The following is a 19,462-nucleotide window of genomic DNA, read 5'->3' on the forward strand; positions in this document are numbered from 1 at the left end:
CTTGACACCCTGTATCATACCAAGGGGACTTTTTTTGTTTCAAATCTCATTTTTCCTCATTACAGGAATGCTCCCTTTATTTATTTTTTATGTAGAAGTACATAGCTTTTGTTCTTTTCCCAAACCCCCCTTTCAAAATATAAAAATGCCTCTTTCCGAAAGAAAGAGGCATGAAGGACACATTCTTCAAACCTCTTATCTCCCAGGAACTTTTCATATGCTCCTGTTGGATTTAGCACCGTGCCTTCGTGTAATATACACGGCCCCTAAAAATTAGGTGCCCCGCCTCACAGCGGTATTACGGTCGGTTGCTGCGGCTTCATCGGGCCAATTCCCTCCGCCAACTCTCGATAAGAGTGTTCAGCACGCTTATGCAGTTTTTATGAAGATATTACCTTCAATGGGCGAAAGTGTCAATCATTTTTTTCATTTTTTATAAAATATTTTTTTACTTCCTCAACGGTATGAACAGGTTGTTGACAAACAAATTGTTGGCAAATTTGAACGGTCCACTGCTTTGATACGTCTTCTTGTTTTTGAAAAACAGTAAACGGAAGAAAGCTCGTCCGCAACCACTGAAAAAGTTCTTCGTCTTTTCGTTCGTCTTTGCCCGAAACCACTACTTCCTCGCCACCATGACTAAGAGCCATGGCCGTTTGAACGGTACATAAATAACCGGAAGGATAGTGGGTGACTTCGTTAGCTGCTGCTTGTAACAATTGTTTAACCGTGGTGAACATTTGCTCATCATTTGTAAGCTTATATAAACGCCATAACTGATACGATGCGATGCCATTTCCAGATGGAATCGCTCCATCGTACCATTGCTTTTCCCGGACGAGTAGTTGTTCTCCGTTTTCATCAGTAAAATAAAAGCCTCCATTCGGGTCCCAAAAGCGGTTCATCATCTCTCGATACAACTTAAGAGCTTGGTGAAGGTAGGTTGACTGACCTTCAGCTTGGAATAATTCAACATACGCCCACAATAAAAAGGCGTAATCGTCAAGATATGCTTGGTATTTGACTTCTCCATCGCGGTAACGTGCCTTTAAGCCCGATTCGGTCCACAAGTGTTGTTCAATGAATTGAAGCGCACGGTTTGCCATTTGGAGAAAAGTGGCTTCTTTTAATGCGGCACCAGCTTTGGCAAGTGCTGCAATCATGAGACCATTCCATGATGTTAAGACTTTATCATCCACATGCGGATACACACGTTGTTGTCGTCGTTCGAATAAGGTCTTTTTTCCTTGCTGTATAATTTTCTCTACTTGATCGATGGAAATATTATGTTTAGACGCTAATTTTTCTAACGAAGTGCGAATCAAGTTTAATATATTTTTTCCTTCGAAGTTCCCTTGTTCCGTCATATTAAAGACGTCACAAAACACTTCGCCCTCTTTCGGTCCCAAAAGGTCGATGACTTCTTGTTTCGACCAAATGTAGTACGTTCCTTCTTCTCCCTCGCTGTCAGCGTCAATGGCGGAATAAAAGGCTCCTTGAGAATCGGTCATTTCCCGTTGTATAAACGAAACTACCTCTTTAATGACTTGTTTATACCGTTCATTCTTCGTTATTTGATATGCTTCTGTTAAAGCAAATAACATTAACGCTTGATCGTACAGCATTTTTTCAAAATGAGGCACCAACCACTTCCCGTCAACGGAATAACGAGCAAATCCTGATCCGAGCTGATCATAAATGCCCCCATCCAACATTGCATCAAGCGTCTTTGTGACCATTTGCAGCGCTTGATTGTTTCCGGTCCAATAATAATATCGCATCAAAAACAAATGTTGATGCGGCAACGGAAATTTAGGTGGTTGACCAAATCCACCGTAAATGGCATCAAATTGGCGTAATAGTCCATTGTACGCCTCATGAACATGCGTTTCTTGTATTCCTTTTGAAGTTTGGGCGTCTGGTCGTTCTTGTAGGGCTTCTGTTAGTTGGGAAGTAATTTTATCAATGCGTTGCGGATTACTTTTGTACGCGTTTGCAATTTGCGGTAGTAAATCGAGCATTCCCGGCCTGCCGTACTTACTATGCTTTGGAAAATACGTGCCCGCATAAAACGGTTTTTTGTCAGGTGTTAAAAATACCGTCAGCGGCCAACCACCTTGCCCCGTCATCATCTGGCATACTCGCATGTAAAGCGAATCAATATCCGGTCTCTCTTCACGGTCGACTTTTATAGAAACAAAGTTTTTATTTAGCAGATTAGCGACCTCTTCGTCTTCAAACGATTCTCTTTCCATTACGTGGCACCAATGACATGTACTATATCCAATACTTAAAAAAATAGGTTTATTTTCCCTTTTTGCCCTTTCGAATGCTTCGGGTTCCCACTCATACCACTCTACAGGATTGTAAGCATGTTGTAATAAGTATGGGGATTTCGAATTGATTAGGCGATTAGGCTTACGGTTGTCGTTCATCATTTCAGCCCCTTTCTACTTGATAGGTTTATTTTAAACCATTTATATCCATTTACAAACATTCTAATGGAACAAACGGTTATGCGCGACGTCATTTGTGTCACATTCGCCTAGATTGAATACAATGTATCGAGGATTATCGAAAGGGTGAATGAACTTGAATTATCAAAAAGCGTTAGAACAAATTATTCATGGACTTAATCTTGATTTAGCATGGGAATATGCAGCTGGGATTCAATATGCCCAACATACCAGCAAGCTTAAAGGGACTGTTTTTTATTCAATTGCTGAAGAATTAGAAGAACATTCAAAAGACGAAATTGGTCATGCTCACGTTTTAACTGAGCTGATTCAGTATCTTGGAGGTATTCCAACCACACAAGTAGCCTCGGTATCTACACCTATGGATCATAAAGAAATGCTACGTCAAGTCTTACAGGGGAAATACGATGCCATCAGCCGCTATTTGCAACGAATCTACCAATTTGAAGCGCTTGGGATGTATGACTCAGCACAAAAAATCAGGGATATTGTTGTTACTGAACAAAAACACGCCAAAGACCTCGAAATTGCCTTAGGTATTGAGAAAACGTTGGTTCAGCCTATTAAGTTGTCAATTGACTAATTTTACAGAACAGTCCCGTTCATTGGACAGCTTTAATCTAATTCATTTTTTAATAAATACTTATTTAGTTTAAAAAAATCATTTCATGTGATTAGAAAGGGTGAACGCTTTGTTCTTTTATCATCCGTATAGATATGTTAACCATCCTAATTTTTACGGTATCATTCAAAATGACCAAAATGTCTATCTTGAAAGAAATAACGGGGGAAAATGTCAACAAATTTTCAATGCTATACTCGACGCTATAAAAGGCGAAGCTGCGGCCATCGATTTTTACCCTCGACTTGTGCAGTTGGCACCAAATAAAAAGCATCGAGAAGACATTCTACATGCATTAGAAGATGAAAAAATCCATTTAAAAGAATTCACGAAACTTTACACGGACCTTACAGGAAAGAAGCCAATATATCAGGTAAAAAAAACCACTTTTCAATCCTATGAGGAAGGTTTAAGAAAAGCTTATGAAGACGAGCTGGAGGCTTATGAGGATTATCGAGATAGTTATTTATTAACTCAGAATCCACCTGTACGAGATGTATTTTTAAGAGCTTTTACCGATGAAATTGAACACGCCACCCGTTTTGGATTTTTAATATTGGGGCTATATTAGTCTTTTGATTCAATTTACGTATAGATGTCTATATAATAGTCGTCATTGATGATATGACGGCTTTTCTTTGTGAATTTTTCGTTCAGCTTCTTTATCTAATAAATTCCTTGTAAAAAAAACTCCGGTTCAATTCCCACCCCTTCCCAATATATTGTCTCCAATTAAAGTACATACTAACAATCGAACTTCTTATTCCAAAGCTTTTTTACCCATGTTCGATTTAGACCTGCATGTACGTTCGGCAGTTTAGATTACAGTCAAAAATAAGGATGGTGTTTTTTCGTTGCAATTGTCACCTAGAATATATCATAACTTTGTTCGTCAGAAATGGTTTAAAAAAATATATATTGAAAACATGGTTCGTAAGCATTTTGATTTGAAAGATAAAAAAGTACTGGATTTTGGTGCCGGTACAGGAGCAAATTGTTCCTTGTCTGAGCCGGATTACTACTATGGAATAGATCCCGATGAACGACGAGTTGTTTATGCAAGGCGACTATATCCTGAATATCGGTTTGATGTATTTTCAGGTAACAAAATACCCGCTGACAATAACAGCTTTGATGTTATTTTAATTATTGCCGTTTTACACCATATACCGCCTGACATCATTCCAGCTTATGTAAAAGAATTTAAAAGAATTTTAAAGCAAGATGGAAAAATTGTAGCAATTGAGCCTTGCTTATTTGACAATTGTTTTGTTAGCAATTGGTTTATGAAGAAATATGACAAAGGAGAATATATCCAAAAAGAAGCGGATTATTTAAATTACTTTACTGCTGAAAATTTTCAATGTAAAGTTCTGAAAAAATTTAAAAAATGTTTTCTTTATAACGAATTGTATTTTACCGCTTCGCATTAGTTTACTATTTCATTTCACAAAATATGAGGAGGAACAAAGGTTGTCCTCCTTTTGATTTGCACTTCAGACTGCGCTCCAGTATTTACCTCTAATTCTCCATCCTATTTTCTTCTATAATTTTGTTATAGGAGGAGATGGAAAAAGGATGATTATACTATCTATAATTTCGATTGCTATTATATTATTTTGGTATCGCGCCAATAAAAATACCCATCAAGTTATGTTAAATCAAATTCGTTTAAGTGATTCAGAGGGCAATGGCAGACCATCTACCGAGTTAAATGTCCTTCAAGTCTCAGATATGCACCTTGAAAGAATTTCGATTACACCTGAAGAACTATACAACAAGCTAAAAAATGAAAGGATTGACTTAATCGCTCTTACTGGCGATTATTTAGATAAAAAAAGAAGTATTCCTAAGCTTGTTCCCTATTTAAAGGTTTTCAATCAATTAAATGCTAAGTACGGAATTTACGTCGTTTTTGGAAATCACGACTACAAGCTAAAAAAGAACGATTTTACGACCCTTTTTAAAACATTTGAGAATTACGGATGTAAAGTATTGCAAAATCACAATGAAACGATTTTCGTGAAAGGAAAACAAGTCAATATTATTGGTATTGACGATCACTATTCGAATAGAAGTGACATTAAAAAATCATTTGTAGGGGTTAAAAAAGGATTCGACCTAGTATTAACTCACGACCCAAGCATCATTTTACAAATGAAAGATATACACTTTGACTATCTCCTATCCGGCCACTTCCATGGCGGGCAAATTCATTGGCCTAAGCCGTTCCATCTTGCTCATATGTCAAAGGAAATGATGGACATGAATATGATTAAAGGACTGCATTATTATCACGGAAAACCTTTTTATATCAGTGAAGGTTTAGGCCAAACATCTCTTAATATTCGGATAGGCAGCCGTCCTGAAATTACTCTACATCAAATTCTTCTTGATATAGAACTACAAGAAGTTGAAAAGACTCTAACAGCTATCTAACTGTTAGAGTCTTTATATGTATTAATAAAATGAAGTACTGTAATAGAGGGTGTAGGTTTTAATAATTTAAAGGGGTGAGGGACAGTCCCCTTGTCCTTTAAAACTTTAACAGAACGCGGGACTGTCCCTCACTACTTTAGCGAGTAAAAAAACCAATTGCCAGATAGAGATTGGTTAAGATACTTTAGAGATGGTGGATTGATCATCAGCTTTGACGTGTTGAAAGATGTTCCAGGCAAATAGGATAATGCTGATGGTTGTTAATGTGGCGCCGAATGGGATTAGGATATGTAAGGCTTCGTTACCATACATGAGGAAGCCAAGTCCAAACATCATAAGAGGCAATCCGATATTATGAAGCCAAAAATGAATACGCGCTAAAACTGTGGAGCCCGCTTTTGGAAAAAGCACATAATAAATACCAGCTAGCCCCATTGTTGCCCACCCAAGTAGATTAATGTGGGTATGAACGGGACGTAATTGGAATGTTTCAGACATGGACATGTACATCCCCATCAAAATACCAATCACTAAATAAAATGTCGCAATTTTAATAAGTTTAACACCAATCACTTTCTTATCCCCCCTTTTTCCTTTTTAATAGTACGCTTTCAATATACCATTTATGATAAAAATTTACTATATTTACATTATTTTATAGTAAAAAAGATGCAATTCTATGTGTTAGGGGACAGTCCCGCACTGCTTTAAAGCAGTGCGGGACTGTCCCCTAATCATTGTCCCCTAATCATTGTCCCCTAATCATTGTCCCCTAATCACTTCAACTCTTCTAACAACCGTTGAAGGATTTGGGCATGGCGTTGTTCATCGAAAGCGGCCTGGGTGAAGCGGCGTTTGATTCTTAGGTCATTCGTTCGTGAGGCGATGGAGAAATAAAATGGAGCTGTTTCGGTTTCGTCGCGAATCGATTCTCTTAACCCTTGCCGATACGAATTAGGAAATTGCTGGTTAAAAATATTCAGTTTCGGATACTTTCCAGATAATTGATAAAAGCTTTTTGTAAATTGATAAAAGTGACGAATTTCATCTTGACGAATACCCAATATTTCTTCTTTTGCCTTTTCAATAGGTGCTAGTTGAGCCAGTCTTGTATAATATTGGATTGCAGTATATTCATCATTAATCGCTTTCTGAATATCCCGCTTTTCCCGTTTGGAAACTTTCCCAATTTTATCATCATCTTGTTGAGCTTCTTGCTCTCGTTTCTGTTGATTCGCTAAAGAATGGGGTGGAACCATTGGCAATTGAAACGGTGGACTTTGAACGTATGGCGTATAATAATAACGCATCCTGACACACCCTTTCTTTCATTCAAATGGGCCATTTTCCTTCTATTAATATGTATGTGAAAAAGAGCTATGCATTCCCTATAAAATGCTCCCTTTCATTCGTTTAAAATCCATTGTGCGGCTTCCAATAAGCTACCACACGTATAATCTGCCAGATGAATAGCGGAATCATCTTGACGAGTAGATATCCATACCGTTTTCGTCCCCGCTTCCCTTCCTGCTAATAAATCGACATCGCGGTCGCCCACCATGTAGCTTTGAGATAAGTCAATGTTATATTTTTGTGCTAAATCTCGAATCATTTTCCCAGAAGGCTTCCGACACGCACACCCTTCATTAGGTCGATGAATACAGCAGGCGATCTCAACAATCTTTCCTCCTTCTATTTCTATATCGTAAATAAGTTTTTCATGGATTTTATCCAACAGTTGTTTCGTCATATACCCAAGTCCAACGCCACCTTGATTCGTGACAATAAACAATTGAAAACCAGCTTCTGTTAGCATTCGCATTGCTTTTTGTACACCTGGTAATAAATACAAATCTTGTGGTGTATTCACGTACTTTACCCGTTTTGTCAACACCTCATTGATTACCCCGTCACGATCTAAAAACACCCCGCGATTCATCAACGTTTCCCCCTTTTTATAAAAGTTTTTCCAAATCACACGAAACGTTTTTACCTTGCAAATGCTCTTCTTAAATAATCCAATAAAATGTGGCGATGACTGTTCCCTATTACGTTGCTTTTTTCGCTTTCGCTGTTGTTTTTCTTCTGGTTCGTTTTGGCTTTGCTTCTGGTTTCGTTCGGTCGATTGAGGCTTGTAAGGCAGCCATTAAGTCCGTTATTGGTTGTTCTTTTCTCTCGGCAGTAGGGGCAACTACTTCCATTCCTGTCTTTTTATTCTCAATGAGTTGCAACAATTGTTCTCGATATTCATCCACATATTTTGTCGGTTCAAATGGGTTCGTCAGTTGTTCGATTAATAATTTTGCCATATCTACCTCTTTCTTTGTTAGCTCCAAACTTTCTGGGACATTCGGTACATCATTTGCAGAACGAATTTCATCAGGGTAATGAATCGTCTCCATTAATAACGTTTTCTCATAAGGACGAATAACGGCTAATTTTTCTTTTGAACGAAGAATAATTTTTCCAATCCCTACCTTCCCTGAATCCTTTAAAGCTTGATGAAGTAACGTATACGCTTTTTTTCCACCTTCGTTTGGAGAAAGAAAATACGTTTTATCAAAATAGATCGGATCAATTTCGTTAATTTCGATAAACTCAACAATTTCGACCGCTTGATCTTCTAAAGCTTTTTTCAATGGTTGTAAATCTTCGTCTGTCACGATGACATACTTCCCCTTTACAACTTCATACCCTTTTACAATTTCGTCATTACCGACTTCCCGATCACAAACGGGACATGTTTTAACATATTTGATTGGACTGTGACATTCCTCGTGCAATGAACGAAACGATATATCTTTATCATCGGTCGCTGTATGAAGCTTAACCGGAATACTAACTAATCCGAATTGAATACTTCCTTTCCAAATCGTATGCATATTCTCGCCTCACTTTTTATTATTTAGTGTGAGAAATGAATCTCTCGTTCATACGAATCGTTTCATGGTAAATCGTGCACGTTATAGGTAGAAATTGAAAGCGGGGCGATGAAGTTGTTAAAACCGATGCTACCAACGTTAGTTACTGAACCACCACTTACAGATGACTGGCTATACGAAGTAAAATATGATGGGTTTCGGGGTTTACTTTTTTGGTCACACGAAAAAATAGAGCTGTTAAGTAGAAACGGAAAAGCGTTACTTCCCTTATTTCCAGAAATAGCGGAGTGGTTGGAAACATTTTCAACGAAAGCAGCACCATTTTTCCCTCTCGTCTTCGACGGAGAGATAACGATTTTAGACAATGATATGAAAGGAAGTTTTGAGGCGATTCAGCAACGAGGACGTTTGCGCTCACCTGACCGTATCACCCATCTTGCCAATGGTCGACCTGCGCATTATTTAGTGTTTGACCTATTAAAAGTAAATGGTGAATGGATCACGAATCAAACGTTTCTTCATCGAAAGGATAAGTTAAGACAATTATTTACAGAACTTGGATGGCCGATAGACGTTTCCCGCGTCCATAACAGTCGTGTTCAATATATTCCATTTTCCCCTTCATTTTCAGCGATTTGGGATCGTGTTGATTTATTTCAAGGAGAAGGAATTGTTGCGAAAAAGAAATCTAGTTCATGGGAAGCTGGAAAAAGGTCATCGAATTGGAAAAAAATAAAGCGGAAAGTAATAGGTACATGCTTTATTACTGCATTTGACGAGACAAATGATTATTATACAGTTGCCGTATTTGCCGAAAACCATCACATTGAGACGATCGGGCAAGTGAAACATGGTTTTTCTAAACATGACGAGCAAACACTAAAAGAAGTGATTCGATTAAACGGGAATAAGCAACATAACTTATGGACGATTCATCCGAGCATTTGTATCGATATTTCCTATTTAGAGCAGTCAAAACAGCAATTGCGTGAACCATCTTTTGAACGTTTTCGGCTTGATTTTCCTGTTCATCAATGTACGATAACTTCTTTTCGCTTACAACAACTTCATTTACCAGACGATGTGAATATTACTCATCCCGAAAAAGTCATTTGGCCTCTAGATGGTCGCACAAAATTAGATTACTTGCACTATTTACGTGAGATGGCTCCATTTATGCTCCCTTTTTTACACAATCGTCCATTAACGGTTGTTCGTTATCCAGATGGTGTGGACGAGGAATCTTTTTTTCAAAAAAATTGTCCATCTTACGCTCCAAGTTTCATTCAAACCGTGGAACACGACGGCCAACAAATGATGGTATGTCAAGGATTAAAGGAACTCATTTGGCTTGGGAATCAAGTAGCTATCGAATTTCATACACCGTTTCACCATTTATCAAACGAATATGTGAGTGAAATTGTTCTTGATTTAGATCCACCGTCTGAACAAGCATTTCCACTTGCCATTCACGCTGCGTTATTGCTAAAGGAAAAACTAGATGAATTTGGATTAATTTCGTTTGTGAAATATTCCGGCAAAAAAGGATTACAAATTTACGTCCCTCTTCCACTTCATACGTATCGGTGGGGTGATACCGCACCATTTTTAAAAACCTTAGCGGAATGGCTTGTATCACAACATCCCGATTGGTTTACGACGGAACGTATGAAAGAGCGGCGTGGTGACCGGTTATACGTAGACTACGTACAACATCATCGAAAAAAGACGATCATTTCTCCTTATTCCGTTAGAGGGACGTCAAAAGGTCGAGTCGCTGCTCCTTTATTTTGGGAAGAATTGAAGGAATCCTTTCAACCAGATCAATTTACAATGGACTTTGTTCGTGAAAGAGTCAAAAAAATCGGCTGTCCGTTTCAGCAATTCGATACAAGCCGAAACAAACAGCCGTTTGAACCTATTCGGCAATTTTTTACTAATGGTCTATCATAAAAATTAATTACTTTTGAAATACCATCTCCTCAACGACTTTTTGACAATGTGCTTGCAGTTGTTCATATTCTTGTTCTTCGTTCAGTTGTTCTCTTTTTACTACTTGGAATGAATTTACTTGATTAAGGTCGATTACTAATCGCTTAATATACGTAGCATTTCCGATTAAATCGATTGCTCGTTGATCCCTATGGACCACACAACGGACCTTACCGCCATTATTGTATACGTCTATTGGTTGATCCCAATTGTTAATACCTTCAAGACAAGTGACTAAACTGGAAGCAGACATTGCCGTTCCACAAGCATTCGTAAAACCTACACCACGTTCAAACGTGCGAACATATATTTGTTGTACTCCAAGCGGTTTTACAAAGCTGACATTGACCCCGTCTGGAAACCAATCGTTTGGTCCGTTAACGTATTCCGCTAGTTCTTTTTGTACATTCGATTGAATGATTTCTGAATCGACAATACTAATTAAATGAGGATTCGGTACAGCTACCGCCGTAAACGTCAACCGTTCTGATAATTCTGGGATTCGTTCATTTCTACAAGTCGGTTTATCAAAATTCATCGGAAGTTGAGACACATCAAATAAAATCGGGGAAATTTCAACTTGATAGGTTGGTAATTGACCAAAAATCGGTTCTGCTTTTTTCACTCGTAGATCAGCTTTCATCGTTTCGACGACAAATTCGTCTTCCCCAAATTTTTCTGCTACATAGCGAGCAACACAGCGAAGACCGTTCCCACACATCGATGCTTCCGATCCATCGGCATTGAAAATACGCATTTTTGCTAACCCAGTATGACTCGGTTGTACGAATAAAATCCCGTCTGCTCCTATGCCATTTTGCCGATCACATAACGTTTGGGCGAGCTGTTGGCGTTCCTCATCCGTCCAAGTCGCCAAATGTTCAAGCTCGTCAATTAATAGAAAATCATTTCCTGATCCATGACAATGAATGATTTCTCGTTGCATATCGTTCCTCCTGCTAATTAACGTTTCATTTTTCCCTTAGAATGACACAAGAAAAGAGGAAATTCAACTGTTTTTCGTTGCAGCCGTCTATTTTTTACACCGTATGGATATTGGTTTGAAACAGGCCAACTTGGTTGAGCAATTTTTTCAACCCGAAACCAAACTATTATTTCCTTCCATTCTCCAATAATATATCAACAACTACAAGTATCGTCTATATTTTTCCATCCGTATGATAGCCCTTTTTTCTTTATAAAAAAGGGCTTTGTTCTATTTCATTTTTGATTTTTAGCAAGTTGTTCACACGGCGGCGCCTCCAGCGGGAACAAGAAGCCGCAAGACCCATACTTGAGCGTAGCGAGGAAAGCGGCTTGCACCTTGCCCGCGGAAAGCGTCCGCCACAAGCGTAATGTATACATATCAACAGTATCGTTTAACAGACAACCATGCCAATAAAAATTGGCACATCGATGAATAAAATAACAGCAAAAGTTATCCACAGTTATTTCAGGGTAGAGCTAGTAAAAAAAGGAGTTAACACGTAACGTTAACTCCTTTTTTCATTATAGTTGTACAGAATGTAGCACAAAATTGATAAAGAATAACCCAGCAATCACATACAAAGGGAACGACACATCTTTACCTTTCCCACTCGCCACTTTTAAAATTGGATATAAAATGAATCCGATCGCAATTCCATCGGCGATACTAGATGTAAATGGAATCATTGCGATAATAAAAATGGCTGGGAAGGCTTCCGTGAGATCCTTCAGCTCCAAATTCCGGACGTTTTGAATCATTAACCCACCAATAATCATTAAAATGGGAGCAATGGCGTTATCCGGAATATATTTCATGTATGGAATAAAGAAGATGGAGCTTAAAAACAGTATCCCTGTTGTCACAGCTGTTAGGCCGGTACGTCCACCGCTAGCCATAGCAGCTGCACTTTCCACACTCGAAACGGTCGGACTCGTTCCGAATACCCCTGAAAGCATCGCAGAAATAGCATTTGCTTGGTATGCTTTTTTAAATTTCTCCGGTTGACGCAAAATCGTCACATGTCCATGAACAAGACCAATATTTTCAAAAACTATAACCATCGTGATGGAGAAGACCGCTACCCAAAAAGGTAACTCCATCCACGACGCAAAGGACATGTTAGCAAATACTTCTTGATAATCACTAAAACGAAATTTTGATGAAGATGCCTGTTTCGGTAATAAATCTAGCCACCAAGCAAGCAAGGTTCCAAATAAAATGCTCCAAAGAAAGTTACCCGGAACGTTTCGTAAAAATAAAATCATCGCTACAAAAAAGGAAATCACTGTAGCCATAACAATCGGTTCATTTAATTGGCCTAGTGCGATAATAGAATTGTCTCCCCGTTCGACGATGCCGCCTTTTTCTAATCCAATTAACATTAAAAACAACCCTAATCCAACGGTAATGGCTTCTTTTAATGTAGCTGGGATGGCATCACTTAACAGTTGAGACAAGCGTGTAAACGCTGTTACGACAAATAATGCACCCGAAATAAACACTACGGCTAATGCTTCTTGCCATGATAGACCCATTGATTGTACAAGAGTGTACGTAAACATAGCGTTAATGCCCATTCCAGGGACGAGAATTATTGGCGTATTTGCCCAAACCCCCATCAATAGGCAAGAAATGAAGCAGGTCAATATTGTTGCCAAAACGGCACCTTCAAGCGGTATACCCGCTTCAGACAAAATGAACGAATTAACTGCAATAATATACACCGTAGTCATAAAACCAATGACACCAGCGATGATTTCTTTACGAAGCGTCGAACCGTGTGCGTCGAGCTGAAACCAACCTCCTATTCGTGATTGTTTCATCTTCCATCCTCAAATTTTTAAGTCCCTCTCCCTACCCACTTTACCTTTTCAAGAAGGCAAGCCACAGTTTAGGATTTTATCAAATTTTGTCGAAAATGCAATCCTTATGGAAAGTGTCAATGAAGTAAAAAAATTATGTAAAAGAAAACAATCTCCCTCTGAATTGATACCATACACAGTAAAAAAACACCTTCCGCCTTTGTTCGGACAGAAGGTGTACATTCATTATGCGAGTTCCCGATAAAGGTTGGCCATTTCGATTGCGTTAACGGCTGCTTCCCAACCTTTGTTCCCTGCTTTCGTCCCAGCACGTTCAATCGCCTGTTCAATCGTATCAGTGGTTAAGACACCGAAGATGACTGGAACTCCAGATTGTAGTGCCACATTGGCTACACCCTTAGCGACTTCGTTAGAGACGTAATCAAAATGCGGAGTGGCCCCGCGGATGACGGTCCCTAATGTAATCACGGCATCGTATTTTTGGGACTCTGCCAATTTTTTTGCCGCCAAAGGAATCTCAAAGGCACCTGGCACCCATACGATGGTTACATCCTCTTTATTCACCCCATGGCGCTTTAGCGCATCTTCTGCTCCGCTTAATAATTTACTCGTAATAAATTCATTGAAACGTGAAACTACAATAGCAACTTTAACTCCTGTACCGACTAAATGACCTTCCAATACTCGTTTCATCTCATTATCCTCCTTAAAATTTTAATAAATGGCCTAATTTTTCATATTTTGTGCGTAAGTATCGCTCGTTAGCTTCTTTCGATGGCATTTGAATTGGAACACGTTCTACAACTTCTAATCCGTATCCTTTGAGTCCTGCGATTTTTCGTGGGTTATTGGTTAACAGTCGCATCTTACGTATGCCAATGTCACGCAAAATTTGAGCCCCGATTCCGTAATCGCGAAGGTCCGCTCCAAATCCAAGTTTATGATTGGCTTCAACCGTATCCAATCCTTCTTCTTGGAGCTTATATGCCTTTAATTTATTGATGAGTCCGATTCCACGTCCTTCTTGACGCATGTACAGTAAAACACCTTTTCCTTCTTCTTCAATTTGACTTAAAGCAGCAGCAAGTTGCGGGCCACAATCGCAACGATGCGAGCCAAACACGTCGCCCGTTAAGCATTCCGAATGAACTCGGACTAAGACAGGCTCATCTCCTGAAATCTCCCCTTTTACTAGCGCTACATGCTCTTTACCGTCAATGTCATTTGTATACCCAAACACGCGAAATGTACCAAAATCCGTTGGCAATTGAATTTCCACTTCCCGATGAACAAGCTTTTCTTTTATCCGACGGTAAGCAATTAAATCTTGAATGGTAATCATCTTCATGTTCCATTTTCGAGCCATCTCTTGTAATTCTGGTACCCTTGCCATCGTCCCGTCATCTTTCATAATTTCACAAATGACTCCAGCAGGTTTTGCTCCACATAATTTTGCTAAATCGACGGCTGCTTCTGTATGACCGGCTCGTCGTAACACCCCGCCTTCTTTCGCCACCAGCGGAAAAATGTGACCTGGCCGTTTAAAATCGTCAGGCTTAGCCCCCTCTTCAAGCATCGCTAACACGGTTGTTGAACGCTCAAATGCACTAATCCCCGTATGGGTAGATTTATGATCAATACTTACTGTAAAGGCGGTTCCATGCGTATCAGTATTAACGGTAGTCATCGGCTGAAGATCAAGCTTATCGGCTAACTGTTCCGTAATCGGTACACAAATGAGCCCCCTACCTTCTTTTGCCATAAAATTAATGACTTCGGGAGTCGCTTTTTCTGCTAATGCGACAAAGTCACCTTCATTTTCGCGGTCTTCATCGTCCACCACGATAACCACTTTTCCTTGCTTTAAATCTTCTAACGCTTCTTCGATTGAATGAAACATTCCGGATCACCTCATGATAAAAATCCGTTTTTTTGAAGAAATTCCATAGTAATTGTCTCTTTTTTTGTAACCGAACGTTGTAGCATATGTTGAACATATTTAGCTAACATATCTCCTTCAATATTGACTATGTCGCCGACACTTTTTTTCGCTAAAACAGTCATTTCTTGCGTATGTGGAATTAACGACACAGTTATTTCTCCATTTTTCACGTCAAAAATCGTTAACGATGTACCATCAATGGCCACCGATCCTTTTTCCATCATCAACGGTTGTAAAGAAGAAGGGATGTCGATCGTTACGTAAAGTGCATTATCAACGGCTTTCTTTCTTTTAATCGTTCCGGTCGCATCGACATGTCCTGAAACAAAGTGCCCACCAAATCGTCCTTGGGCATGCATTGCTCGCTCTAAATTCACTGGTGAACCTTTTTTTAACCATTTAAGCGACGTGTGGTGAAACGTCTCAGGCATTACATCCACATCGAACGTTGATTGGGTAAAAGAAGTAACGGTTAAACAAACACCATTAACGGCAATCGAATCGCCTATATGAACATCAGACAATACAACGGAAGCTTCAATGGTTAGTTTTAACGATTGTTGGCCTTGCTGAACCGCTAAAACTGTTCCAATTTCTTCTATAATCCCTGTGAACAAGCTGTCACCCACCTTTCGTTCAAATCGATTGACAATTAGTAAGTAAGGAATAGAAATGGAAGGAAATGCATCGAATGGGTTTTACAATTGGGGCACATTTGGGAGAAACCGTCGCGCAAATTGATGGATTATCTTAATGATAAAGTGGATCGACTTTTTAAAATTAATAAAATGCATAAAAATAAACAACAGTTCCTTTCCTCTTCTTCCACCATTTGGACTCTTTATTCGAGAAGAATAGATACGATGACACTTTTTCATCAAATTCGCACCTCCTTTCGAAAAAAATCACCCCTTTTTCAGCAAGGGGCGATAAGAAGGCACGACGAAATAAGCGTCTTATGAACCCTTTTTCAAACGGCTGTCACATCACAACTGTTGACAGTGGTATTTCATGTAGTAGGTCAAAGATCTATTTAGACGCTTCCTTTTCCTTCTCCCATCCAGACTATTACTGTCGGCTTTGGAATTTCACCAAATCCACCGTTTTCTTTGTTAAAGAAAACGGGTCACGGGCTAAGAGGAATGACCTCATCACCGCCGGTCGGGAATTTCACCCTGCCCCGAAGGAAAACCTATTCGATTTAATGCTATCGTACCATAATTATTAAAAAATTGCATCTTTTAACGAACTTCAAATGAAAAAGTTTGTTATTTAATGATTCTAAAAATAAACGGAATACGATATTCCTCTCCTTCAAACGCCTTAACGGCGGCCACAATGGTAAACACGATGGCTAAAATTCCAAGGATCCCTAATAAAAGTCCCCCTATCAGAACTAATACAAGGATACAAGAGACGAGACCGTACACGGAATAGCTAATAAAAAAGTTGAAATATTCTTTTCCATGATAGTCAACGAACGGAGAATCGTCTTTTTTGATGAGCCAAATCACAAGCGGACCGATAAAGGCAGTAACAAAACTAATTAAATAAATGGCCGCTGCAAAGATTCTTTCATCTTTTGAAGGCATGATAATCATCCTCTCTTTATTCGATTTCTCATTTATTCTACGTTACATCCTACCCGATTGTTTCACCCATTGAAAAAGTACGTCTTCCTTTTCGTTTGATTTCATATGACTATATATAGCTAAGACAAATCTTTTTCACGGATTGAACGCCAAACGGCTGTTTATTTTTCTTTCTTTTCCACCCGTAATTGGAGGAATTGTTGATGAATTCTATGGCTATATGGAAATATGACTTTTCCAAGTCTATTCATAGAAACAGTAGCGGCATCACTTTACAGTTATATAGCAATTGTATTGATGGTTCGTTGGATGAAAAAACTATCCTTGAAATGGTTTACCGGGCACGTGTTGTGAGTAGGAGCGATCATTAGGATGTTTTATTAAATATTTAAAAATTTTTATATTCAAATCTCTTACTTTTCAAATACTTCAAAGAATATAATAAGTTCATCTATGTGCAAAGGTGGAGAAAAAATGACAAAACGGTTACTGAAACAAGCGAAAATCATTCGGGTCACCTCACCAATGATGGAAAAAGGAGATGTTCTCGTTCAAGATGGAAAAATTCGCGCTATAGCTCCATCAATTGAACCAACGAGCGATATGGAAATTATTCTTTGTCAAGGCTATTATTTACTACCAGGGTTTATCGACGTTCATACACATCTTGGGTTGTATGATGAAGGTACAGGTTGGGCAGGAAACGATGCCAATGAAACAAATGAACCTTTAACTCCACATATCCGTGCGTTGGACGGAGTATATCCTCTTGATCCCGGATTTCAAGATGCCATTCGTCACGGGATTACGACAGTCCATGTGATGCCTGGAAGTGCTAATGTAATCGGCGGAACGACTTCTGTCATCAAGACATTTGGAAAAAGTGTCGATCAAATGGTTATCAAACGGACAGCAGGGTTAAAAATTGCCTTAGGGGAAAATCCGAAGCGTATACATAGTAACGGAAACAAAGATTCCATTACCCGAATGGGTATTATGGGGATGTTAAGAGAAGCCTTTTATCATGCAAAAGTTTCTAAGGCAATGGATGATATACGAGTGATTCCCCTTTTACTTGCGCTACGGAAAGAAATTCCCGTCCGAATACACGCCCACCGTGCCGATGATATTTTATCAGCTCTACGATTGGCTGATGAATTTGATTTAGATATACGGATTGAACATTGTACAGAAGGTCATTTAATCGCAGACAAGCTACTAGGTCGAGGGTTACAAGTTAGTGTAGGTCCTACCTTATCAAGACGCTCGAAAGTGGAATTAAAAAATAAAAGCTGGTCAACTTATCGTATTTTAACCGAACATGGAATATCTGTCTCCATCACAACCGATCATCCGTACACGCCTATCCAATATTTAAACGTTTGTGCAGCATTGGCCGTTCGAGAAGGTTTATCTGCTCAAAAAGCAGTAGAAGGAATTACGATAAACCCTGCCCGAAATTTACAGCTGGACAACCGAATTGGAAGTATCGAAGTTGGAAAAGATGCCGACTTAGTCCTATGGAGCGAATTTCCTTTCCATTTCATGGCTAAACCAGTATTAACGATGGTGGATGGATACATCGCCTATATTCAACGAGAGAAGCTAACAATCCAGCCAAAACAATAAAATCGAATTTCATAAAAAATTAACATTTTCCCTATTCCCCTTTTTATGATTTTTTTGTATGATACAGAAGAAACGATGATGAACCAATTTCATATGGTAATTGAGGGAAGGCAAATGGTGCGCCACCAGTTTTCGAACTGGTTCTAGTGGGTTCGATTCCCACCCCGAAATTTTTTATGCAACTTTAAAAAATTTCGAGGGTGGGCCCACTTGGACCGCCCTCTAGTGGAGGGATGATTTTGCTTAAAAAAAGAGACTTAACTGATTGTCATGTGCTGTACGAGCTGATGACGCATCCGGAGGTCTTCCCTTTCGTGCGTCAAAAAGCATACTCATACGAAGAATTTCTTTTCATTACAAAGCAAAACATTGAAGCTGAAGAACGCGGAGAACTAATTTCGCGAACGATTTTGGATGAGTGGGGTAATCCAATCGGTACAATAAATTTGTTTGATATTGAAAACGGAGCGGGCTTTTTAGGTACTTGGCTAGGAAAGCCGTTTCACGGAAAAGGCTATAACCGCCGAGCAAAAGAAGCATTCTTTCAGGAATTGTTTTACGAATTAAACATCCACACGGTTTTTATGCGTATTCGAAAAGAAAATATCCGCTCACGAAAAGCTGCCGAAAAACTTCCATACGTCATTTTAGCTAACGAAACGCGACCTCTCTTATACCAACAAGTAAATCAATCTTCCCATAGTTATGATTTATTTGAAGTTCCAAAAGATTTATTTCAACTATATGATCGTCGTCAATATCATTCCCTTGACGATAATCAAACAGCTTTGGAAGCATGAAAAACGAGTCATTCAGTTGACTCGTTTTTCGCTTGTCGTCCTTCATTTACATATTGAGCATAAAGTTGTCGTAGAATCGGAGTTTTGTATAATTCAATTTTTCGGAAATCTTGAGGATGGTTCCTTACTCCAGCTTCCTTTAATTGTTGCACAAACCATCCTTTTGAGTACTTAAACGCCATATTCTTCCTCCTTCACTAGGCTTGTCCCTTCCATCCTATGAAGAAAGGAAGCAAAATATGATATGTAAAAAAGAAAATCGTATGGTATAATATT

19 protein-coding genes and 2 riboswitches are annotated in these 19,462 nt (G+C 39.0%); of the genes, 7 read left to right on the plus strand and 12 right to left on the minus strand.

The window, feature by feature from the left end; all coding sequences use genetic code 11:
* Nucleotides 1–192 precede the first annotated feature (192 nt).
* Nucleotides 193–357, minus strand: a riboswitch (SAM riboswitch).
* A 56-nt stretch (nt 358–413) separates the two neighbouring features.
* Entirely contained in the window at nt 414–2,435 is a 2,022-nt protein-coding gene (locus H0Z31_07770) for a thioredoxin domain-containing protein (GenBank protein MBO8177334.1), read from the minus strand.
* Between the two features lie 151 nt (nt 2,436–2,586).
* Here H0Z31_07770 and H0Z31_07775 point away from each other — a divergent pair, with 151 nt between their 5' ends.
* The 4 genes from H0Z31_07775 to H0Z31_07790 all read left to right on the plus strand — a co-directional run bounded on the left by H0Z31_07775 (nt 2,587) and on the right by H0Z31_07790 (nt 5,538).
* Nucleotides 2,587–3,060, plus strand: a complete 474-nt coding sequence (locus H0Z31_07775; protein ID MBO8177335.1) for a ferritin-like domain-containing protein — start codon at nt 2,587–2,589, stop codon at nt 3,058–3,060.
* 160 nt (nt 3,061–3,220) lie between these two features.
* On the plus strand, nt 3,221–3,670 hold the full coding sequence (locus H0Z31_07780; protein ID MBO8177336.1) for a ferritin-like domain-containing protein: 450 nt from the start codon (nt 3,221–3,223) through the stop codon (nt 3,668–3,670).
* Nucleotides 3,671–3,953: 283 nt separating this feature from the next.
* Nucleotides 3,954–4,532, plus strand: coding sequence for a class I SAM-dependent methyltransferase (locus tag H0Z31_07785; protein ID MBO8177337.1), 579 nt, complete (start codon nt 3,954–3,956; stop codon nt 4,530–4,532).
* Nucleotides 4,533–4,677: 145 nt separating this feature from the next.
* Nucleotides 4,678–5,538, plus strand: coding sequence for a metallophosphoesterase (locus tag H0Z31_07790; GenBank protein MBO8177338.1), 861 nt, complete (start codon nt 4,678–4,680; stop codon nt 5,536–5,538).
* Between the two features lie 174 nt (nt 5,539–5,712).
* Here H0Z31_07790 and H0Z31_07795 read toward each other — a convergent pair whose 3' ends face one another.
* The 4 genes from H0Z31_07795 to H0Z31_07810 form a co-directional block, all read right to left on the minus strand.
* Nucleotides 5,713–6,108, minus strand: coding sequence for a cbb3-type cytochrome c oxidase subunit I (locus H0Z31_07795; GenBank protein MBO8177339.1), 396 nt, complete (start codon nt 6,106–6,108; stop codon nt 5,713–5,715).
* Between the two features lie 206 nt (nt 6,109–6,314).
* The gene (locus tag H0Z31_07800) at nt 6,315–6,797 is read right to left on the minus strand and encodes a ferritin-like domain-containing protein (GenBank protein ID MBO8177340.1); all 483 of its coding nucleotides are present in this window, start codon (nt 6,795–6,797) and stop codon (nt 6,315–6,317) included.
* A 146-nt stretch (nt 6,798–6,943) separates the two neighbouring features.
* Nucleotides 6,944–7,477, minus strand: coding sequence for an HAD family hydrolase (locus H0Z31_07805; GenBank protein MBO8177341.1), 534 nt, complete (start codon nt 7,475–7,477; stop codon nt 6,944–6,946).
* A gap of 109 nt (nt 7,478–7,586) precedes the next feature.
* Nucleotides 7,587–8,420, minus strand: a complete 834-nt coding sequence (locus H0Z31_07810) for a Ku protein (protein ID MBO8177342.1) — start codon at nt 8,418–8,420, stop codon at nt 7,587–7,589.
* Between the two features lie 126 nt (nt 8,421–8,546).
* On the opposite strand from H0Z31_07810, the gene ligD reads away from it, so the two are divergent.
* Entirely contained in the window at nt 8,547–10,373 is a 1,827-nt protein-coding gene (gene ligD, locus H0Z31_07815) for a DNA ligase D (protein ID MBO8177343.1), read from the plus strand.
* A 7-nt stretch (nt 10,374–10,380) separates the two neighbouring features.
* On the opposite strand, the gene H0Z31_07820 is transcribed toward ligD, so the two are convergent.
* The 6 genes from H0Z31_07820 to H0Z31_07845 all read right to left on the minus strand — a co-directional run bounded on the left by H0Z31_07820 (nt 10,381) and on the right by H0Z31_07845 (nt 16,757).
* Nucleotides 10,381–11,358 (minus strand): diaminopimelate epimerase, encoded by a 978-nt coding sequence (locus H0Z31_07820; GenBank protein MBO8177344.1) that lies wholly within the window; start codon nt 11,356–11,358, stop codon nt 10,381–10,383.
* A gap of 563 nt (nt 11,359–11,921) precedes the next feature.
* Nucleotides 11,922–13,223, minus strand: a complete 1,302-nt coding sequence (locus tag H0Z31_07825) for an NCS2 family permease (GenBank protein MBO8177345.1) — start codon at nt 13,221–13,223, stop codon at nt 11,922–11,924.
* Between the two features lie 225 nt (nt 13,224–13,448).
* Entirely contained in the window at nt 13,449–13,916 is a 468-nt protein-coding gene (locus tag H0Z31_07830; GenBank protein MBO8177346.1) for a 6,7-dimethyl-8-ribityllumazine synthase, read from the minus strand.
* A gap of 13 nt (nt 13,917–13,929) precedes the next feature.
* Nucleotides 13,930–15,123 carry a bifunctional 3,4-dihydroxy-2-butanone-4-phosphate synthase/GTP cyclohydrolase II gene (locus H0Z31_07835; GenBank protein ID MBO8177347.1) on the minus strand — a complete coding sequence of 398 codons (1,194 nt, stop codon included), beginning with the start codon at nt 15,121–15,123 and terminating at the stop codon, nt 13,930–13,932.
* A gap of 11 nt (nt 15,124–15,134) precedes the next feature.
* On the minus strand, nt 15,135–15,782 hold the full coding sequence (gene ribE, locus H0Z31_07840; GenBank protein ID MBO8177348.1) for a riboflavin synthase: 648 nt from the start codon (nt 15,780–15,782) through the stop codon (nt 15,135–15,137).
* Nucleotides 15,783–16,209: 427 nt separating this feature from the next.
* Nucleotides 16,210–16,357, minus strand: a riboswitch (FMN riboswitch).
* Nucleotides 16,358–16,433: 76 nt separating this feature from the next.
* Nucleotides 16,434–16,757 carry a DUF4870 domain-containing protein gene (locus H0Z31_07845; protein ID MBO8177349.1) on the minus strand — a complete coding sequence of 108 codons (324 nt, stop codon included), beginning with the start codon at nt 16,755–16,757 and terminating at the stop codon, nt 16,434–16,436.
* A gap of 474 nt (nt 16,758–17,231) precedes the next feature.
* Here H0Z31_07845 and H0Z31_07850 point away from each other — a divergent pair, with 474 nt between their 5' ends.
* Together H0Z31_07850 and H0Z31_07855 are read left to right on the plus strand one after the other, a co-directional pair.
* A complete protein-coding gene (locus H0Z31_07850; protein MBO8177350.1) occupies nt 17,232–18,386 on the plus strand; it encodes an amidohydrolase in 1,155 nt (384 codons plus the stop codon).
* A 239-nt stretch (nt 18,387–18,625) separates the two neighbouring features.
* Nucleotides 18,626–19,186 (plus strand): GNAT family N-acetyltransferase, encoded by a 561-nt coding sequence (locus tag H0Z31_07855; protein MBO8177351.1) that lies wholly within the window; start codon nt 18,626–18,628, stop codon nt 19,184–19,186.
* Between the two features lie 8 nt (nt 19,187–19,194).
* Here the strand turns inward: H0Z31_07855 and H0Z31_07860 are convergent, their stop codons facing one another.
* Nucleotides 19,195–19,368: a YflJ family protein gene (locus tag H0Z31_07860; protein ID MBO8177352.1), complete on the minus strand. Its 174-nt coding sequence runs from the start codon at nt 19,366–19,368 to the stop codon at nt 19,195–19,197.
* Between the last annotated feature and the right edge of the window lie 94 nt (nt 19,369–19,462).

The organism is Bacillus sp. (in: firmicutes) (assembly GCA_017656295.1).
Lineage (GTDB): Bacteria > Bacillota > Bacilli > Bacillales > JACDOC01 > JACDOC01.

Bases quoted from the DNA above. Each gene is read 5' to 3' on its own strand.
- H0Z31_07800 (MBO8177340.1), bottom strand. From the start codon at position 6,797: ATGGTTCCACCCCATTCTTTAGCGAATCAACAGAAACGAGAGCAAGAA.
- H0Z31_07825 (MBO8177345.1), bottom strand. From the start codon at position 13,223: ATGAAACAATCACGAATAGGAGGTTGGTTTCAGCTCGACGCACACGGT.
- H0Z31_07860 (MBO8177352.1), bottom strand. From the start codon at position 19,368: ATGGCGTTTAAGTACTCAAAAGGATGGTTTGTGCAACAATTAAAGGAA.
- H0Z31_07790 (MBO8177338.1), top strand. From the start codon at position 4,678: ATGATTATACTATCTATAATTTCGATTGCTATTATATTATTTTGGTAT.
- H0Z31_07845 (MBO8177349.1), bottom strand. From the start codon at position 16,757: ATGCCTTCAAAAGATGAAAGAATCTTTGCAGCGGCCATTTATTTAATT.
- ligD (MBO8177343.1), top strand. From the start codon at position 8,547: ATGCTACCAACGTTAGTTACTGAACCACCACTTACAGATGACTGGCTA.
- H0Z31_07770 (MBO8177334.1), bottom strand. From the start codon at position 2,435: ATGAACGACAACCGTAAGCCTAATCGCCTAATCAATTCGAAATCCCCA.
- H0Z31_07830 (MBO8177346.1), bottom strand. From the start codon at position 13,916: ATGAAACGAGTATTGGAAGGTCATTTAGTCGGTACAGGAGTTAAAGTT.
- H0Z31_07775 (MBO8177335.1), top strand. From the start codon at position 2,587: ATGAACTTGAATTATCAAAAAGCGTTAGAACAAATTATTCATGGACTT.
- H0Z31_07820 (MBO8177344.1), bottom strand. From the start codon at position 11,358: ATGCAACGAGAAATCATTCATTGTCATGGATCAGGAAATGATTTTCTA.
- H0Z31_07835 (MBO8177347.1), bottom strand. From the start codon at position 15,123: ATGTTTCATTCAATCGAAGAAGCGTTAGAAGATTTAAAGCAAGGAAAA.
- H0Z31_07850 (MBO8177350.1), top strand. From the start codon at position 17,232: ATGACAAAACGGTTACTGAAACAAGCGAAAATCATTCGGGTCACCTCA.
- H0Z31_07805 (MBO8177341.1), bottom strand. From the start codon at position 7,477: ATGAATCGCGGGGTGTTTTTAGATCGTGACGGGGTAATCAATGAGGTG.
- H0Z31_07810 (MBO8177342.1), bottom strand. From the start codon at position 8,420: ATGCATACGATTTGGAAAGGAAGTATTCAATTCGGATTAGTTAGTATT.